Source organism: Pseudoalteromonas sp. MER144-MNA-CIBAN-0113 (assembly GCF_040308965.1).
In the GTDB taxonomy this organism is placed as follows: domain Bacteria; phylum Pseudomonadota; class Gammaproteobacteria; order Enterobacterales; family Alteromonadaceae; genus Pseudoalteromonas; species Pseudoalteromonas tetraodonis.
On record NZ_JBEOOG010000009.1, the window covers coordinates 40,181 to 56,226 of the forward strand.

Annotated in this window: 14 protein-coding genes; 12 read left to right on the forward strand and 2 right to left on the reverse strand. The window is 39.9% G+C overall.

Annotation, left to right across the window (positions count from 1 at the left end; genetic code table 11):
- Positions 1-81: 81 nt before the first annotated feature.
- The 6 genes from AAEY57_RS03950 (at position 82) to AAEY57_RS03975 (ending at position 6,823) form a co-directional block, all read left to right on the forward strand.
- Entirely contained in the window at positions 82-1,299 is a 1,218-nt protein-coding gene (locus AAEY57_RS03950; RefSeq protein WP_350606481.1) for a lipoprotein-releasing ABC transporter permease subunit, read from the forward strand.
- Positions 1,292-1,990, forward strand: coding sequence for a lipoprotein-releasing ABC transporter ATP-binding protein LolD (gene lolD, locus AAEY57_RS03955; protein ID WP_350606482.1), 699 nt, complete (start codon positions 1,292-1,294; stop codon positions 1,988-1,990). The genes AAEY57_RS03950 and lolD overlap by 8 nt, the downstream gene beginning before the upstream one ends.
- The gene (locus tag AAEY57_RS03960) at positions 1,980-3,224 is read left to right on the forward strand and encodes a lipoprotein-releasing ABC transporter permease subunit (protein ID WP_350606484.1); all 1,245 of its coding nucleotides are present in this window, start codon (positions 1,980-1,982) and stop codon (positions 3,222-3,224) included. The genes lolD and AAEY57_RS03960 overlap by 11 nt, the downstream gene beginning before the upstream one ends.
- Before the next feature lie 98 nt (positions 3,225-3,322).
- The gene (locus tag AAEY57_RS03965; RefSeq protein WP_024601041.1) at positions 3,323-3,796 is read left to right on the forward strand and encodes a YehS family protein; all 474 of its coding nucleotides are present in this window, start codon (positions 3,323-3,325) and stop codon (positions 3,794-3,796) included.
- 387 nt (positions 3,797-4,183) lie between these two features.
- On the forward strand, positions 4,184-5,536 hold the full coding sequence (gene gdhA, locus AAEY57_RS03970; protein ID WP_350606487.1) for an NADP-specific glutamate dehydrogenase: 1,353 nt from the start codon (positions 4,184-4,186) through the stop codon (positions 5,534-5,536).
- Between the two features lie 180 nt (positions 5,537-5,716).
- Complete coding sequence (locus tag AAEY57_RS03975) at positions 5,717-6,823, forward strand: GGDEF domain-containing protein (protein ID WP_350606489.1); 1,107 nt, start codon at positions 5,717-5,719, stop codon at positions 6,821-6,823.
- A 45-nt stretch (positions 6,824-6,868) separates the two neighbouring features.
- Here the strand turns inward: AAEY57_RS03975 and AAEY57_RS03980 are convergent, their stop codons facing one another.
- Together AAEY57_RS03980 and AAEY57_RS03985 are read right to left on the reverse strand one after the other, a co-directional pair.
- On the reverse strand, positions 6,869-8,602 hold the full coding sequence (locus AAEY57_RS03980) for an AMP-binding protein (protein ID WP_008110484.1): 1,734 nt from the start codon (positions 8,600-8,602) through the stop codon (positions 6,869-6,871).
- A 331-nt stretch (positions 8,603-8,933) separates the two neighbouring features.
- Positions 8,934-9,380 (reverse strand): DUF3010 family protein, encoded by a 447-nt coding sequence (locus AAEY57_RS03985; RefSeq protein WP_008110482.1) that lies wholly within the window; start codon positions 9,378-9,380, stop codon positions 8,934-8,936.
- A gap of 564 nt (positions 9,381-9,944) precedes the next feature.
- Here AAEY57_RS03985 and thrS point away from each other — a divergent pair.
- From thrS to AAEY57_RS04015, 6 genes are all read left to right on the forward strand, one after another.
- Positions 9,945-11,855 carry a threonine--tRNA ligase gene (gene thrS, locus AAEY57_RS03990; protein ID WP_008110481.1) on the forward strand — a complete coding sequence of 637 codons (1,911 nt, stop codon included), beginning with the start codon at positions 9,945-9,947 and terminating at the stop codon, positions 11,853-11,855.
- 59 nt (positions 11,856-11,914) lie between these two features.
- Complete coding sequence (gene infC, locus AAEY57_RS03995; protein WP_008110479.1) at positions 11,915-12,475, forward strand: translation initiation factor IF-3; 561 nt, start codon at positions 11,915-11,917, stop codon at positions 12,473-12,475.
- A gap of 212 nt (positions 12,476-12,687) precedes the next feature.
- Complete coding sequence (rpmI, locus tag AAEY57_RS04000; protein WP_004587840.1) at positions 12,688-12,888, forward strand: 50S ribosomal protein L35; 201 nt, start codon at positions 12,688-12,690, stop codon at positions 12,886-12,888.
- A gap of 15 nt (positions 12,889-12,903) precedes the next feature.
- Positions 12,904-13,266: a 50S ribosomal protein L20 gene (rplT, locus tag AAEY57_RS04005; RefSeq protein WP_008110477.1), complete on the forward strand. Its 363-nt coding sequence runs from the start codon at positions 12,904-12,906 to the stop codon at positions 13,264-13,266.
- 287 nt (positions 13,267-13,553) lie between these two features.
- Positions 13,554-15,371, forward strand: coding sequence for a M14 family metallopeptidase (locus AAEY57_RS04010; RefSeq protein ID WP_008110473.1), 1,818 nt, complete (start codon positions 13,554-13,556; stop codon positions 15,369-15,371).
- Position 15,372: 1 nt separating this feature from the next.
- Complete coding sequence (locus AAEY57_RS04015) at positions 15,373-16,014, forward strand: MBL fold metallo-hydrolase (protein WP_008110471.1); 642 nt, start codon at positions 15,373-15,375, stop codon at positions 16,012-16,014.
- Positions 16,015-16,046 lie beyond the last annotated feature (32 nt).

Here is a 16,046-nt window from a genome sequence, read left to right on the forward strand (position 1 = left end):
CTTACATTTATGGTGATATTCAATTGCGCTGAGTTCGTGCTACTATAACGTCACACTTTTGGCATTAATGTTTTAATTAATATGTTTCAACCTGTTAGCCTATTTATCGGACTCAGATATAGCCGCTCCTCTAAAGGCAATGCGTTTATTTCGTTCATTTCGTTTTTTTCTATTGCAGGTATAGCGATTGGTTTAATGGCGCTTTTTACGGTCAGTAGTGTAATGAACGGCTTTGAGAGTAGTTTAAAATCAAATATGTTGGGGCTTATTCCACACGTTGAAGTGCAAGCCAAAGATCACTCCAAAGCGCAAATGAATTCGTTAAAATCTGCGCTTGAGCAATCACCGTATGTTGATCATGTTAGTTTGTACCGCCACGGTGAAGCCATATTGCAAACCAATAAAGATCTTCACGGGGTGTTATTACAAGGGCTTTACGACAATAACGGCTCGCTGTATAAAATCACCGACAAAATAGTGCAAGGCAATTGGCAAAGCGTACTAAATAATAATTATAATATTGCAATAAGTCGTTATTTAAGCCGCAAACTTGGCGTTGGCTTAGGTGATAAGTTACGTGTAATTATGCCTAACGCATCTACGTACACCCCACTTGGGCGCATGCCAAGCCAACGTTTATTTAAAATTGCTGCTATCTATGAAACTGGCTCTGAAATAGACATGGGACTGGCATTTACCAGTGGCGTATCACTACAACGGGTTTTAAAACTTAGCAACAATACGGTACCTAATTTAAGCGTGTCACTGCATGAGCCGTTTGCACTTGACCAGTTTATGCAAGACAGCCAACACATACTCAATGATTTTAAACTCACCGACTGGCGAAGCAGTCAAGGCACCTTATTTGCCGCCGTTGCGATGGAAAAACGTATTATGTCTATGCTCCTTGGCTTAATTGTGCTGGTGGCGGTATTTAATATTGTATCGGCACTGACTATGATGGTCAGTGAAAAACAAAGTGAAGTAGCAATTTTGCAGACATTAGGACTCACACCAAGCCAAGTGCAAACCGTATTTATGGTACAAGGGCTCTATAACGGGGTAATTGGCACAGCCGTGGGTGCTTCTTTAGGTATTTTATTAAGCTTATATATAAATGAACTGCTGGCTTTGGTTGGTTTAAATTTACTATCGGGAATTTCACTCCCCGTCAAATTTGATGTGGTTAGTTTAAGTGTTATTGCCGTTTTAAGCTTAGCAATGAGCTTTTTAGCGACTTTATATCCAGCGCGCCAAGCCGCTAAAGTAAACCCAGCAGAGGTATTACGTTATGAATGATTTAGTAATTAGTTGTGAAAAAATAAGTAAGGTGTACCAAGACGGGCAAAATCAGGTTGAGGTATTAAAAGGGGTTGATTTAGCCCTAACGCAAGGTGAAATGCTGGCAATTGTTGGCAGCTCAGGTTCAGGTAAAAGTACCTTGTTACATATTTTAGGCACCTTAGACACGGCCAGTGCGGGTAGTGCAAAAATAAAAAACCAAGACGTTGCTAAGCTATCTCGCTCGCAGCAAGCAGCTTTCAGAAATAAAAACTTAGGGTTTATTTATCAGTTCCACCATTTATTAATGGAATTTAGTGCGGTTGAAAACGTTGCCATGCCATTACTCATAAAAGGGTTGAACGCGAAAGAAGCCAATAAAAAAGCACTTAACATGCTAGATAAGGTAGGCCTTGCACATAGAAGTAGCCATAAGCCTTCGGCTCTTTCTGGTGGTGAACGTCAGCGTGTTGCCATTGCACGCGCTTTAGTGACAGAGCCTGCGCTGGTGCTTGCTGATGAGCCAACGGGTAATTTAGATAAGCAAAATGCGATTAAAATTTACGATTTAATTAATGAGTTAAATAAAAGTTTAAACACCAGCTTTGTGGTAGTGACTCATGATTTAGAACTGGCAGATAAGCTGGGTAAAATAGCGTACTTAGATGATGGTAAACTATCAATAAAAGAGTCTAGCCATGTTGCTTAGTGCCTTTATTAGTAAACGCTTTAGAGCCTATTCAGGCCATAAAGATGAAAAAAATGCCTTCGTAAGTTTTATAGCCAAAGCATCCACTATTGGTATTTTACTTGGTGTTGCCGTGTTAATTGTGGCGTTATCGGTGATCAATGGTTTTGAACAACAATTGGTTCATCGTTTATTAAGTGTAGTGCCGCAAGTTGAATATGTTGCCCCAAGTAGGCCAATTGCCAATTGGCCCACTAAAGTCGAAAAGTTAAAACAGCAACCACACGTAACAGGCGCAGCCCCATTTATTGCTGTTAATGGTATGGCGCAATTTAAAAGCCAATTAAAAGCGGTTGAGATTCGAGGTGTTGAGCCTTCGTTGGAAGGTGATGTGTCAGCCATTAACCAATTTACACAAGGTAAATTAGTCAGCCAGTTAACAGGTGATGATGTTATTTTAGGCAAGCAAATTGTTAAGCAACTTAATATCGCATTAGGTGATAATGTGACCTTGTTAATCCCGCAAATTGGTGAAAAAGGCCAGTCATTACTTGCCCCAAAACGCGTTACCCTCACGCTTGCGGGCATTATAGAAATGGGCGGACCAATCGACAGCAGCGCTGCTTTTATTCATCTTAACAAAGCACAACAAACCTTAGGCTATGATCAAAGCCAAGTAACAGGATTACGCTTGCGTGTTGATGATGTGTTTTCGGCGCATCAAATAGCGCTTCGTGTTGGCCAGACTATTACCGATTATGTGTATATTTCGAGTTGGCTTAGAACGCAAGGTAGCTTGTATCAAGATATTCAAATGGTGCGCACGATTGTTTATATTGTGGTGTTTTTAATTATCGCGGTGGCGAGTTTCAATATTGTGTCTTCACTGGTAATGGAAGTGCGTGAAAAAGAAGGCAATATTGCTATTTTAAAAACCATGGGTGCCAAAGACAGTACCATATTGGCTACTTTTGTCATGCAAGGCTTAACCCAAGCATTTGTGGGTGTACTTTTAGGCTCAATTGTTGGCGTGATTTTAGCAGTTAATATTAGTGAGCTATTTACTTGGCTGAGCTTGTTACTGGGTGAAAACCCGCTAGAAGGTGTGTACTTTATCGAATTTTTGCCCAGTAAATTAGTTTGGCAAGATATTGTGTTGACCGTTATAGTCACCTTTGTGCTTGCGATATTGGCGACGCTATATCCAGCATGGCAAGCAACACGCGTAGATCCGGCAAAGGTATTGGGTAATTAAACACAGTATTTAATAGGGTGCTTAGTGTAACTCTGATAAACTGCGCCGCTACTAAACAGCTTTTGTTTGCTGAGCGCTTATTTACCTTGGGATTTACTTTGACAAATAACGATATTTTACGCCGTATTCGCTACACCTTTGATTTAACTGATTCAGCTATGGTTGATGTTTTCGCCGCAGCAGCGCAGAGCGTAAGCACTGAGCAGGTGATTGCATGGTTAACTAAAGAGGGCGAGCCTGGGTATACCCCAATAAGTGACACTGAATTTGCGGTATTTTTAAATGGTTTTATAAATACCAAGCGCGGCAAGCGTGAAGGTGAGCAGCCAGAGCCTGAAAGTAAATTGAACAACAATATTATTTTTATGAAGCTACGTATTGCTTTAAATATGAAAGCAGAAGACGTGATCGCGACCTTGGCGTTGGTTGATTTTGATTTAAGTAAACATGAGCTAAGCGCATTTTCACGTAAAGTTGAAAACAAGCATTACCGTGTGTGTAACGATCAAATATTGCGTTTATTTTTAACCGGTGTACAGCGTACTTTTCGCCCAGATGGCGAAAAAGCTTAATGCATTTTATGGAGGTTGAATACAACCTCCATTTTGACCTCTCCACATTAACTCAATTATCAGTCTATCCTTCTACAACTTCAGTCTCATAAAGCAGTTTATTTTGTCGCTCTCGTAAAAATGTAGAGTCGTCTTTTGTTTTACTATTTTTTTAATACTTTTAACGTGTTATTCATTCAAATGGGTGTTTTTAGCATATAAATTCTTTTTTAATGAGTTTTTATACAAAAGAAACAACAATTTAATTCAACATCAAACACGTGCATCCAGTTTATCTATGATGTTAAAGTGTGAAAATAATGATCGGATAATTAATTTCTTCACTAACAATAGCATTGATCATTTTCCCTATTTCAAATTAAAAAATACCTACATGGAAGAATAAATATGAATTATATACACACAACCATTGCGCAGTTAAAACAAACGAGCCCTGCGCAATGTGAGTTTTATCAAGCAGTGGAAGAAGTGCTTGACTCACTTGAACCTGTATTTGCGCAAACAAGTCATTACCAACAACAAGCAATTATTCAAAGAATGGTAGAGCCAGAGCGTCAACTAATGTTTCGCGTGCCTTGGGTTGATGACGAGGGCAATATTCAAGTTAATAAAGGCTACCGTATCGAATTTAATTCGGCGCTTGGCCCTTACAAAGGCGGCTTACGTTTTCATCCAAGTGTAAATGCCAGCATTATAAAGTTTTTAGGCTTTGAACAAATTTTTAAAAATGCATTAACGGGCTTACCTATTGGCGGGGGAAAAGGCGGTGCGAACTTTGATCCTAAAGGACGCTCTGATGGCGAAATTATGCGTTTTTGCCAATCCTTTATGAACGAGCTATACCGCCATATTGGCCCCACCACCGATGTACCTGCCGGCGATATTGGCGTAGGTGCCAGAGAGATTGGCTATATGTTTGGTCAATACAAACGCTTAACAGGGCGTTATGAAGGGGTGCTAACGGGTAAGAGTTTACTTTGGGGTGGATCGCTTGCCCGTAAAGAGGCCACTGGCTATGGCGCTGCCTATTTTGCTAATAATATGCTTGAAGAGCGTAACGATAGCTTATCGGGTAAGCGCTGTTTAATTTCAGGCTCTGGTAATGTGGCTATCTATGCCATGGAAAAGTTATATCAACTTAATGCAACGCCAATTACCTGTAGTGACTCTAAAGGCACTTTATACGATGAGAATGGTATTGATTTAAAGCTGATAAAACAGCTCAAAGAGCAATCAAGAGGGTGTTTAAGTGACTACTTAGACACTCACCCTCAAGCTAATTACACACCGCGTGACGAATATCCTCAAGATGGTCATACGGTATGGCGCTACAGTGCGGATGCGGCATTCCCTTGTGCCACGCAAAACGAGTTAACTCAAGCTGATGCAAAAGCGCTACTTGATAATGGCTGTAAATTAGTATGTGAAGGTGCCAATATGCCCTCAACCAAAGAAGCGATTGATTGCTTTATTGAAGCAAAAATAGCTTATGGCCCGGGTAAAGCGGCTAATGCCGGTGGCGTGGCAACCAGCCAACTAGAAATGGCGCAAAATGCCAGTATGCAAAGCTGGACGTTTGAAGAGGTTGATGAAAAGCTCAAGCAAATAATGAAAGATATTTTCACAACAGCAAGCGATACCGCAAAAGAATTTGATCAGCCCGGTAATCTATTACTAGGCGCTAACATTGCTGGATTTAGACGTGTAGCCGATGCAATGATTGAACAAGGTGTAGTATAGTAGCGCCTCGGCTATTTAATTAACTCTCTACTTTTATTCGTTATATTCTGGATAGGGATTGTTCAGGATATAGCAAAAATAATGTATAATATTATTTAATAAGGTAAATTTAACTCGCTAATTAATAACAATAAACTATAGTGTGGATAAGGATAAGTGAGCTTATTAAGGAGAGTGCAGGTGCGTCTTATTCCCGCAATTTTTTATTTTTCAAGTTCGACAGAGCACGACTTCCAAAATCAACTTAATAAAAGCTCAATGCGTCTTGCTGATGCATCACTCTATCTAGTAACACTGTTTTTATTGTCTTTTATTTTTATGTCTTGGCTTAATCAACAAGAGCCTGCCAATTCAACCATAACAATTTTACGCGTAACTATGGTGTTGTTATCGATAGTCCTCATTATTATAAATAAAACACTAAGTTCAGAGTACTTACATTCGCGCTTTTTTAGTTATGCGGTTTTATTTTGTTTTTTATTTAGTTATTTCTTCTGGGTATATGTTCAGCGTTACGGTGAGTTGAAAGAGGGAGGGCCTATGCTTGTAGCGGCTGCATTTATAGCCATACCGATGCTGCACTTAGGACATAAACTGGTTTTATGGTCAATAATCGGCATTGCCTTGATATTTATTGAGCTTTTTTCTTCTACTTCGATTATATGGACACTTTATTTTTATTTTAGCATGGTGATTGTATTGGCTATTGTGCAATATCAACTAGATACCTTATTAAGAAAGCAATATAAAGCGGAGTTATTTGAAACGGAAAAAGCCAACACCGATCAGTTAACAGGTATGCATAATCGGCATAGTTTTGATAGGCGCAGTAAAGCATTAATTAACAAGTTAGCGCCATCACAATATTTAGGGTTAGCAATGATTGATATCGACTATTTTAAAAAATATAACGATAACTACGGCCACTTAGAGGGAGATAACGTACTAATAGCAGTAGCAAACCGATTAAAGCATTGTGACGCTGATATTGTGGTGCGTTTTGGTGGTGAAGAATTCATATTGGTAAAAACATTGCAAGCGAATGAGCTAGACTGGTTGAATGACTTACCTAAACGCTTCGCAGACGACCCCATTGCACACCAATATTCACCTTTTAACCGTATTACTGTCTCTGCCGGTATTGCAATTGATCAATACACGACATACAGACCTTCAATAAAATCATTGTTAGCAACTGCTGATGTAGGGGTTTATAAAGCTAAAAATGCAGGACGAAATATCAGTATTACCGATTTTGTTGACCCTAAACAACCTGAAATTGAGTAAGACAATGCAAAGCACTAAGCTGATAGTGCTTCGCATTGAATCGGATTACGAAAATGCAGACTCGGCGAGCTCTTCTTGCATTTGTTCACGCATTTTAAATTTTTGCAATTTGCCGGTTACCGTCATCGGGTAATTTTCAACAAAGCGAATGTATTTAGGTTGTTTAAAGTAGGCAAGTTTGTCCTTTAAAAACAGACGAATTGCTTGCTCATCAAGCACTTCACCTTCTTTAGGCTGGATCCAAGCACAGACTTCTTCGCCAAATTTTTCATCACTAATACCAAAAATAGCGGCGTCTTGTATACCCGGATAGGTGTAAAGCACTTCTTCAATTTCACGCGGATAAATGTTTTCACCACCACGAATAATCATGTCTTTAATTCTGCCAACAATGCTGACAAAGCCCTCACTGTCCATTACCCCTAAATCGCCCGAGTGCAGCCAGCCGTCATTGTCGATAGTGGCTTTGGTTTTCTCTTCATCATTCCAGTAGCAACGCATAATGCCGGCCCCACGGCTACATACTTCACCAGGCTGCCCGATTTTTTGAATGTCACCCACTTCATCAATGATTTTTACTTCGGTGTGTGCAAGTGCTCGGCCAACCGTAGTGACTTGACGCTCAATAGAAGAGTCGGTTTCGGTAATGTTATTAATTGGGCTGCATTCTGTTTGCCCATAGGCAATTACCACCTGATTCATATTCATGAGTGTTTGTACTTTACGCATCACCTGTTCAGGACAAGTTGAGCCTGCCATAACACCCGTTCGCAGTGTACTTAAGTCATACTCGTTAAAGTTATTAAGCTCTAACTCGCTTATAAACATAGTGGGTACACCATGAAGGCCGGTGCATTTTTCTTGTTGTACCACCTCTAATGTAGTTTTTGGATCAAAAGAATCACTTGGATAAATTGCAGCGGCCCCTTTACTGACACACAATAAACTGCCTAATACCATGCCAAAGCAGTGATATAGCGGAACAGGAATACAGAGCTTATCGCGCTCAGTAAAGTGCATAGCTTGTGCGACTAAAAGCGCATTATTCAATATATTTTTATGCGTCAACGTAGCCCCTTTAGGGTTTCCTGTTGTGCCAGAGGTAAATTGAATATTGATATCTTGATTGCAATCGAGGGTTTTGGCCACCGCTTGCAGTTCTAATTTATGTGCATCGGTGGGCATGCTCATAACCTCATTAAAGGAAAACATCCCATCGACGGGTTCATCACCAATACAAATTACATTTTTTAAAGTGGGTAATTTGACTGCGGTTAACTCACCTTTGTTACAACCGCTAAGCTCAGGCGCTAAACTTTGCAGCATATTAATATAGTGGCTGCCTTTAAATTCAGTGGCGGTTATAAGCGTAGAGCATTCCACACTGTTTAGTGCATATTGCAGTTCACTAGGGCGGTAAGCTGGGTTAATGCATACCATAATGGCACCTATTTTAGCGGTGGCAAATTGTGTTAAGCACCACTGTATATTGTTCGGTGACCAAATACCGACCCGTTCACCAGGTTTTACCCCTAAAGCCAGTAACCCCATAGCAAGTTGATTAATCTGCTGTTGAAATTGCTTATAGCTTAAACGTATATTTTGATGGGCAACGACTACGGCCAGAGCGTCTGGGTTATTGTCGACAATGGCGTCAAAGTATTCGCCTATGGTTTGTTCTACTAATGGTGTGCTCTGAATTCCTTTAAAATAGCTGCTTGATAGCGGTATAGTGTTTATTTTCTCTACTTCTTTTATCACTTTTTGTGTCGCTTTCATGACATACTCCATGTTTTTATTTTTGAGAGGCCTGCTGTTTAAATAAACACGAATTGTCGACAAAAGGAAGAGGGTTAGACTAATGTATTATACCAATCGGCAATAATACTAAACCATTTTGAGGGGGCAAATCAGACGCTAACTGTGTTAAAAATTTCTCATTTAGAACAACTAACTAACGAAATTTTTGCTTTGATATCGACACGATTTTCCTCCCTCAAATTAGATCACTTAGTTAAGCGAATTGGTATTACTGTTTTTATGTAGAATTTAAAGACAAAAAAACGCGTACTCTCTAGCGAATACGCGTTTTTATAAGGGTGTAATTAATTTACATTTCGTCGCTGCGATACGTTTTTTTCATGATGTAAACGTAAGCATTAACAAATGCATTTTCTTGATACTTTTTAAGACCGGTGTCTTCAAACGCGATAGGTATCGGATTACGTTTTACTTGTTCTTTTATTTCGGTGGTTGAAAACACGCGTACATCGAGATTATCGATTAACTGAATAGCGGTTTCCATTTTGAATCCTTTAGCGCTGCCAGCAAACTTACCTTTAGGTTGGCGTTCGCGAATGGCAACCGAATCAATTTGGTAATCTTGCATTAACTTGGCAAAATCAAACTGAAACTTACGCATTACTTCAGTGTCGTTACCGTTACCTAAGGTAAAGCGTGTTTGGCGCACATCACGAATATCAAAAACGTCATTATCTTTACTTAAAATACAAAGTAGTACATCACTACCGGTAATTTCTACACCACATGTTCTCATTGCTAATCTCTACTATAACTTAATTACCCGTTATTATACGCAACACGCATTAAAATGCGAGTTTAAGCACTTACAGTGGTGTTTTTGTTAGCGCTTAACGTCCATTCGTCATTTTGATGTAACAAGGTCTGTTTATCTTTGCGGCTAAATATGCAGCCCTCCTTTTTTTAGCCAAGACAGCGCTATGGTTTGTTTACTTTAAATAGGTGTGAGCGTTGCTCAATTTTTTACTTAGCGCCAGGTGATAGCTCCCGGGCTTTAACTAAATCGCCCCTAGATTGAACAAATCCTAATATAGAAAGCCAACAGACTCCTATTAAACGTTATTAATTGCACTTTTATGGTAAAATTGGGTGGTTTTTAATAGCTTAAAACTTGTAATTAATGCTGCAGCACGCGACAATAACTCTCTTGTAGTTGAGCAGACTCAGCACCTACATTAGCCTTTGTCGGCGAAAAATAGTCAATGCTTATTCGTAAAAGCGTTGTCGAGTCATTCTCATTTAATTAATTAAAATACACGTGATACATTGTAGGTGTCACCACTGTATGTAAGGATTTATAATGCCAGTTATTACTCTTCCTGACGGTAGTCAGCGTAGTTTTGAAAACCCTGTAAGCACACTTGATGTAGCAAACGATATAGGCCCAGGTCTTGCTAAAGCCACCATTGCGGGTCGTGTTAATGGCGAACGCGTAGATGCGTGTGATTTAATTAGTGACGATTCTCGTCTTGAGATCATTACCGCAAAAGACGACGATGGTCTAGAGATTATTCGCCACTCGTGTGCGCACTTAATTGGTCATGCTGTTAAACAACTTTTCCCTGACGCTAAAATGGCGATTGGTCCAACAATTGATAACGGTTTTTACTACGATATTGATATGGAACATTCGTTATCTCAAGATGATCTTGATGCCATTGAAAAACGTATGCTACAGCTTGCAAAAACAAACTACGATGTAGTGAAAAAAACCGTTAGCTGGCAAGAAGCACGCGACACGTTTGCGGCGCGTGGCGAAACATACAAAATAGAAATTCTTGACGAAAATATTGCTCAAGATGATCGCCCAGGTTTATACCACCACGAAGAATATGTAGACATGTGTCGTGGACCACACGTTCCTAACATGAAATTCTGTCAAAACTTCAAAATTATGAAGGTAGCAGGTGCATACTGGCGTGGTGATTCTGAAAATAAAATGCTGCAGCGTATTTACGGCACAGCGTGGGGCGATAAAAAACAACTTAAAGCGTACTTAAAGCGTTTAGAAGAAGCTGAAAAACGTGATCACCGTCGTATTGGTAAAGCACTTGATTTATGGCACTGGCAAGAAGAAGCGCCAGGCATGGTATTTTGGCACAACGATGGTTGGAGCATTTACCGCGAGCTAGAAGACTTTGTGCGTGAAAAATTACGTGAGTACCAATACGAAGAAGTGAAAGGTCCAATGATGATGGATCGCTCTTTGTGGGAAAAATCAGGGCATTGGGAAAAATATTCAGAGGCGATGTTTACCACTGAATCTGAAAAGCGTGAATACGCAATTAAACCAATGAATTGCCCAGGCCACGTACAAATTTTTAACCAAGGTTTAAAATCATACCGTGATTTACCACTGCGTATGGCTGAGTTTGGTTGTTGTCACCGTAACGAGCCATCAGGCGCACTTCACGGTTTAATGCGTGTACGCGGCTTTACCCAAGATGATGCGCATGTATTTTGTACAGAAGAGCAAATCATGGATGAAGTATCGGCCTGTATTAAAATGGTTTACGATACCTATGAAACATTTGGTTTCGAAAAAATTGTTGTTAAACTTTCAACTCGCCCAGAGCAACGTATTGGCGAAGATGAAATGTGGGACAAAGCAGAGCTTGCACTTGCTGACGCACTTAAAGCAAATGACATTGAATTTGATTATTTACCAGGTGAAGGGGCGTTTTATGGCCCTAAAATTGAATTTACTTTGTACGATTGCTTAGACAGAGCGTGGCAGTGTGGTACAGTGCAACTAGATTTTGCATTACCGGGTCGTTTGGGCGCCACTTATGTAGCTGAAAATAACGAACGTCGCACACCTGTTATGATACACCGCGCTATTTTAGGGTCTATTGAGCGCTTTATCGGTATCTTAACAGAAGAGTACGCTGGTTTATTCCCAACGTGGCTTGCGCCTAAGCAAGTGGTGATTATGAATATCACCGATAAACAAGCACCTTATGTGCAGGAAATTGTACAAAAATTAAATAAACTTGGAATTAGAGCCGCTGCTGACTTGAGAAATGAGAAGATTGGCTTTAAAATCCGAGAACATACACTTAAGCGTATTCCTTACTTACTGGTTGTTGGCGATAAAGAAGTTGAACAACAAGAAGTAGCAGTACGAACTCGCACAGGTGAAGACCTAGGCAAATTTAATGTCGATGATTTTATCGCTAAAATCAGTGAAGAAATCAAAAATCGACAGTAAAAATCGAGCGTGTAGGGCAATCACAAACGGCCAACTACACGCTTATATTATTGATATTCTTGGAGGAACGTACCATTAGAGGCGGCAAGAAAGGGCAACAAACAGCTCAAAAAAATCGTATTAACGAAGAAATTACAGCGCTAGAAGTTCGTTTAATCGACATCGACGGCGAACAAGCTGGAATTCAGTCATTAAAAGACGCGCAAGCTATGGCTGATGCAGCGGGTGTTGATCTTGTAGAGATCAGTCCAAACGCTGAGCCGCCTGTTTGTAAGGTTATGGACTACGGTAAGTTCATCTTTGAAAAAAGCAAAGAACTAAAAGAGCAGAAGAAGAAGCAAAAGCAAATCCAGATTAAAGAAATCAAATTCCGTCCGGGAACGGATGAAGGCGATTATCAGGTTAAGCTGCGCAACTTACGTAAGTTCTTAGAAGCTGGCGATAAAGCTAAGATAACTATCCGCTTCCGTGGTCGTGAAATGGCTCACCAAGAAATTGGTATCGAATTATTAAACCGTATTAAAACCGATTTAGAAGAGTTAGCAGTTGTTGAGTCTTTCCCAAATCGTGTTGAAGGTCGTCAAATGGTTATGATGATGGCACCGGTTGCTAAAAAGTAATAATTAGGCGATAATACGCACCGAATTTAGCTCAGGTTTGCAAGTGATGTGAAAATGTCCACCTGAGTTAACCGGTTTTAAAGTAAAATTGCGGTATTTATATCGGGTTTTCACCGGAACATAGCAGTAAGTTAGGCCTTTAAAGTGGAGCTATAGCAATATATCTCACGCCTTCTTACTAAATTTAAAGCAATACAATTGGAGTTATTGCAATGGCTTACAAGCTAAAAAGTCACAGAGGCGCAGCTAAGCGTTTCAAAAAGACTGCTTCTGGCGGTTTCAAGCGTAAACAAGCGCATCTTCGTCACATTCTGACTAAGAAAACTTCTAAGCGTAAGTTACACCTACGTCCTAAGATGATGGTTCATAAAAATGACCATGGTCTAGTTTCACGTATGTTACCATTCGCTTAATAGGGGTTTTTAGAAATGGCAAGAGTTAAACGCGGCGTTGTCGCACGTGCACGTCACAAAAAAGTTTTAAAACAAGCGAAAGGTTACTACGGAGCACGTTCACGTGTTTACCGCGTAGCTTTCCAGGCTGTTACTAAAGCGGGTCAATACGCTTACCGTGACCGCCGTGCTAAGAAACGTACTTTCCGTCAACTATGGATTGCACGTATCAATGCTGCTTCACGTCAAAATGGTCTGTCTTACAGCCGTTTTATCAATGGTCTTAAAAAGACATCTGTAGAAATCGATCGTAAGATCCTTGCAGATATCGCTGTTTACGACCAAGTTGCATTCGCAGCGCTTGTAGCAAAAGCAAAAGAAGGCCTAGCGGCAGCTTAAGTTTTTGTATAAGTAATGAAAAGGAGCCCATGGCTCCTTTTTTTGTGCCTATAATTTATTATCTTTTTTATGCGCTTGTAGGCTTTTTCCTTTATTTATTACCGTTGTGTGTTCGTTTTTTTAGGTACTTATTAGCCCTTTTTATTCAGTAGATGTTGATAGCGTGGCTGGGCTGCAACTAAAAATGCCGTTGGCTGTATTTTTTTGTTGAACCACCGCAGTTTTGGCAACTAGAAAAGTTTAATTGCTATAATTTTTCTTAATTAATGGGTTTGTTAGAGAAGTATATGTTTATAAGTTTATTGGTTTTATCTGCAAGTATGGCAAATAGCAATCATTTACCGCCATTATTGCCATGGGAAGGTAGTAGTACCTCACTATTGCAACAACAGGGACCCTTAACCACAGACTTTGAAATTTCTGCAGGAGTCTCGTCTCCCAATTATGCTAATACCATGGCATTTGTTGATAGATTAGTGGCGGCGAATCCCACTCAATTTAAATCAAAAACGATTGGCTATAGTAATAGTAAACGAGCAATAAAAATGTTGATTGCCAGCGAACAAGGTTTTTTTAATGCGGGGCAAATGGCCAATAGCACCAAACCAACCGTGCTTATTCAGGCTGGTATTCACGCTGGTGAGATTGATGGTAAAGATGCGATGTTTATGCTGCTTAGAGACATTGCTACGGGTAAACGACGCGATATATTAAAAAAGGTAAACATTTTATTTATCCCAATATTAAACGTTGATGGTCACGAGCGTAGTAGTGCGTTTAATCGTATTAATCAGCGTGGCCCTGTAAAAATGGGTTTTAGAACAAACGCAAATAATCTTAATTTAAATCGTGATTACACTAAGCTTGATACGCCAGAGGTTAAAAGCGTCCTTCAAGTAATTAATGATTATAATCCGAATTTGTATATTGACGTACACGTGACTGATGGGGCTGATTACCAATACGATGTAACCTATGGCTATAACCCAGTATTTGCTAGCGAGTCGCCTGCCATTTCAGATGCGCTTAACCGTTATTTTAAACCAATGATTGATCAAACCCTCACTGAGCAAGGCCATATTCCGGGCCCTTTAGTGTTTGTTATGGATAAGCAAGAATTTAAATCAGGGCTGGCCGGTTGGGTTGCCACACCGCGGTTTTCAAACGGGTGGGGTGATTTAAAGTCATTGCCTACCATTTTAGTTGAAAACCATTCTTTAAAGCCATACAAACAACGCGTGTTAGGGACTTATGTGTTTATAGATGGTGCTATTGAAGCATTATCAGCGCATAAAGATAAACTCGCTAATGCAGTAAAAAAAGAACAAGAATTTGTTCCTAAGCAATTAATTGTTAAGCGTGGTTATTCTGAGCAGCCTGATCATATCGCGTTTAAAGGTATTGCTTATTCTAAAAGCCTGAGCCCATTGTCTAATCAACAAGAAGTAAGCTATTTGGGTAAAAAACAGGGTTATGACAAGCTACCTATTTTTTGGCAAAAAGAGGTGCAGCACACGGTTGAAGTACCAAAATCATTCTTTATTCCACCTGTTTACACCGATATTATTGAGAAATTAGCCCTGCATGGGGTGTCAGTTAATAAGCTCAGTGGTGCCAACACTCAGCCATTAAAAATGGCAAAAGTAGCGCAATATAGTTTTGATAAAGCGCCATTTGAAGGGCGTTTTAGAGTGTCGGCTAGTTTTGATTATGTACCAGCTACAAATGTGGATTTAGATGGTTGGTTTGAAGTGAGTACGCAGCAAAAGGCAGGAGAGTTAGCTGTCCACTTGCTACATCCTGAAGCACCAGATTCATTTTTTGCTTGGGGGGAGTTTAATACTATTTTTCAGCGCACTGAATATATGGAAAATTATGCTTTGATACCGTTTGCTGAAAAAATGCTTGCTGATGACCCCAAATTAGCCCAAGAATTTGATAAAAAAGTAAACCAGGATAAAGACTTTGCTAAGAACGCTGATGCACGTTTAAATTGGTTATATGAGCATAGCCCATTTTATGATCAAGCTTATTTGAAATACCCAGTTTTAATGTCATACGAAGAGAATATAGTTATTCCAGCACAAAAAGATAAAGAAATATAAGATGAAAATAATCACTATTCCCGTAACCCCGTTTATGCAAAATTGCCGCATTATAGTATGTGAACAAACCCAGCAAGCTGTTGTGGTTGACCCTGGCGGTGATACTAACAAAATTAATGCATCACTTAAGCAGCATAATTTATCATTAGTAGCGATTTGGTTAACCCATGGGCATTTAGATCATGTAGGCGCTGCGCATAATTTACGCGAGCAACACAAGGTAAAAATGATTGGTCCCCATGAGGATGAACGTTTTTGGTTCGACAATTTACCGATGCAAGCCACTATGTTTGGCTTTAAACCGATTAACTCCTTCTATCCTGATGAATGGTTAGCCCATGGTGATAGTATCAAGGTTGGGCAGCTTGAGTTTAAAGTACTTCATTGCCCAGGGCATACGCCTGGCCATGTTGTGTTTTATCAACAAGCACACAATACGGTTATCGTCGGGGATGTTATTTTCAAAGGTTCAATAGGGCGTACCGACTTTCCTAAAGGCGACAGCAAGCAGCTAATCGACTCTATAATGCAACATATCATGACATTACCACCGAACACTGCAATTTTAAGTGGCCATGGTGACAACACCCATGTTGCTCATGAACAGGCTACTAACCCATTTGTAAGTGGCCAGTTTGGTTGATGTGTATATTTGTTAAAAATAAGCAGACTGCT

Bases quoted from the DNA above. Each gene is read 5' to 3' on its own strand.
- rplT (WP_008110477.1), top strand. From the start codon at position 12,904: ATGGCAAGAGTTAAACGCGGCGTTGTCGCACGTGCACGTCACAAAAAA.
- rpmI (WP_004587840.1), top strand. From the start codon at position 12,688: ATGGCTTACAAGCTAAAAAGTCACAGAGGCGCAGCTAAGCGTTTCAAA.
- AAEY57_RS03980 (WP_008110484.1), bottom strand. From the start codon at position 8,602: ATGAAAGCGACACAAAAAGTGATAAAAGAAGTAGAGAAAATAAACACT.
- thrS (WP_008110481.1), top strand. From the start codon at position 9,945: ATGCCAGTTATTACTCTTCCTGACGGTAGTCAGCGTAGTTTTGAAAAC.
- AAEY57_RS03950 (WP_350606481.1), top strand. From the start codon at position 82: ATGTTTCAACCTGTTAGCCTATTTATCGGACTCAGATATAGCCGCTCC.
- AAEY57_RS04010 (WP_008110473.1), top strand. From the start codon at position 13,554: ATGTTTATAAGTTTATTGGTTTTATCTGCAAGTATGGCAAATAGCAAT.
- gdhA (WP_350606487.1), top strand. From the start codon at position 4,184: ATGAATTATATACACACAACCATTGCGCAGTTAAAACAAACGAGCCCT.
- AAEY57_RS04015 (WP_008110471.1), top strand. From the start codon at position 15,373: ATGAAAATAATCACTATTCCCGTAACCCCGTTTATGCAAAATTGCCGC.
- AAEY57_RS03960 (WP_350606484.1), top strand. From the start codon at position 1,980: ATGTTGCTTAGTGCCTTTATTAGTAAACGCTTTAGAGCCTATTCAGGC.
- lolD (WP_350606482.1), top strand. From the start codon at position 1,292: ATGAATGATTTAGTAATTAGTTGTGAAAAAATAAGTAAGGTGTACCAA.
- AAEY57_RS03985 (WP_008110482.1), bottom strand. From the start codon at position 9,380: ATGAGAACATGTGGTGTAGAAATTACCGGTAGTGATGTACTACTTTGT.